Raw genomic sequence first — 2,059 nt, forward strand, 5'->3', positions numbered from 1 at the left:
GGGCGTCCTCCAACTGCTTGCGGCTGGGTGCCTCACCGAGGTCGCCGGCGTCCAGAGCGACGGTGATGGAGTGGCCACCGTCGACCGTGTAGCAGTACCAGGGCGCCAGGTCGGCTGGCAGGGAGCTGTGGTAGTTCAAGCCCTGCTTGAGGTAGGCCCCGAGCGACTTGAAGATGACGGCCTGCGGGTCCACGGTCATGTGGCGTCCTGGTGTCGTAACGGGCAGAAGGAGGCGCCCGGTGCACATCCCGAGCGTGGTGGCTCATGCTACCGGCGGCCACCGACAGAGGACCCGGGAACGCCGCACATGGGCTGTCATGGTCAGGCTGCCAAGGCCAGGGCGCGGGTTGGGTTCTGGTTCCAGGGCACCTTCTTCTTGCGGTAGGCGTCGAAGGCGGAACTGCTCAGCGAGTGCCGGGAGTGCAGGGCGACCGCCTCGGGCGGGTTGCCAACGGCGAGGGCTGCCTGGATCCAGCCGCGCCTCATCGAGTGGCCAGTGATGCGGCGGACGACGGCGCGCGTCGCCCGCCTGGCCGTTCGCCGTCCCCTCAGAATCGCGTTGGTCTCCTCCGCGGTGGGCGCAGCTTCGGCGGCCGCTTACGCCTCATTCTTGGCCTGAGCGGCGGCCGCGCGTTCCTCGGGGGTTGGGGGCCTGCGTCAGTCCAGCAGCCTGCGCGGCGGCCTTGATGATGTTGTTGACCGTGCCGCCATGCTGGAGGGGCGTCAACGCACGAGCCGGGAAGGAGCGGGCGCGAGGTCGGCGAACCGGGGTGCGAGCTGCCGGAGTTCCGTCAGAGGCGGCCGGGTGTTGATCCCGTGCCCGAAGAGGATGAGGCCGGTCGGCGCTCCCTCGACCGGCTCCTCACCTCGAGCGCTCATGCGTACCGCCGGTTCCGGGCGAGAGGGGTCGAGGACGGAGACGAGCAACCCTCCGCCGCCGTCGTCGAACCACGCCAGCTCGCGTCCGTCCTGTGCTCGGCTCGTGTGAAAGGGAGAGGGCGAAGGCTCCCAGGCGATGGGGCTGGGTCGGGTAGCGACTGCGCCCAGGCTGTCGTGGACACTGACCCGCCCTTCATCGCCCACCCTGAACACCCGGTCGGGCCGGCGCAGCCGCTCGGCCACGGGGGGCTGTTCGTGCCACAACCACAGCTCAGTCCCAACCTGGGCGAGCAGCGGATACCACCCAGGACACCGGCCTTCCTCGACCCGAACCTGGAACACCCGCAACCGTGCGGGACCACCGATGCTGCTTGTGTGCTCCGCGACGAGACGCGCGACATTCCGCGCCTCCTCCTCGGCGGCCCCGGCCGAGGCCAACTCCAGAAACCCGCGCGGTTCCGGAGCGCGCAGGCCCTGGGACCAGTCGGCGGTCACCCACGGCTCGGTGGCCCACACCCCGAACACCCGCGGGCCCGAGTCCGCCCGGTGCTGGCACAACGGGCAAGGGTCCAGGTGGTGGTAGACGGTGCGCCGGGAGGCAAGATCGACGAGATCCATGAGGCGCATGTCGCCGTGCAGCACTCCTTGCGCCATGATCATCGCGAGGGCTGATGCGGCTGTGGAGTCCTCGGGGATCTGCACCCACTCCCAGGGGTCGGTGGTGCTGCGACGCACCCTCAGCTCGTCGAGCGGTCTCAGCAGCGGGCAGGAGCCGGGCTCCAGTGCCTCTACGGCGGCGCGGTAGTCGGGTCGGTCGTACAGATCCATGGCGAGTCTCCCGGTCGACAGCAGGGCTCCCCGCACGCGTGAGCGCATACGGGGGACAAGCGCAGTTGAGATCCTCGGCCGGTCGAAACGGCCGCCACACGGCAGATGAAGCCGCGCCCCAACGATACCGGGGCTCATGTCAACTCAGCTACCGGCAGTGGTCTGACGAAGGGCAAAGGTGCTGCAGCCCCGGCGGCCGGCTGCCAAGCTTCGACACAAGCCGGACAAGTGGCCGGAACCCTATGAGTACCATCATCGCCACCTACTTCCCACCGTATCGAGAGCTGAGGACCACATGGCTGGAACACTTCCCGCCCCGAGTGTCACAGACGACTATGCCCAGCGAGTCACC

At 69.1% G+C, this 2,059-nt stretch carries 3 protein-coding genes; all 3 read right to left on the bottom strand.

Annotated features, from left to right (window positions below; translation table 11 throughout):
* On the bottom strand, positions 1-199 hold a 199-nt coding region (locus VN520_RS05110), incomplete at its 3' end, for a hypothetical protein (protein WP_325745629.1).
* A 122-nt stretch (positions 200-321) separates the two neighbouring features.
* Positions 322-486 carry a hypothetical protein gene (locus tag VN520_RS05115; protein WP_325745630.1) on the bottom strand — a complete coding sequence of 55 codons (165 nt, stop codon included), beginning with the start codon at positions 484-486 and terminating at the stop codon, positions 322-324.
* Positions 487-723: 237 nt separating this feature from the next.
* A complete protein-coding gene (locus VN520_RS05120) occupies positions 724-1,707 on the bottom strand; it encodes a hypothetical protein (RefSeq protein WP_325745631.1) in 984 nt (327 codons plus the stop codon).
* Between the last annotated feature and the right edge of the window lie 352 nt (positions 1,708-2,059).

The organism is Streptomyces sp. (assembly GCF_035563135.1).
Taxonomy (GTDB): domain Bacteria; phylum Actinomycetota; class Actinomycetes; order Streptomycetales; family Streptomycetaceae; genus Streptomyces.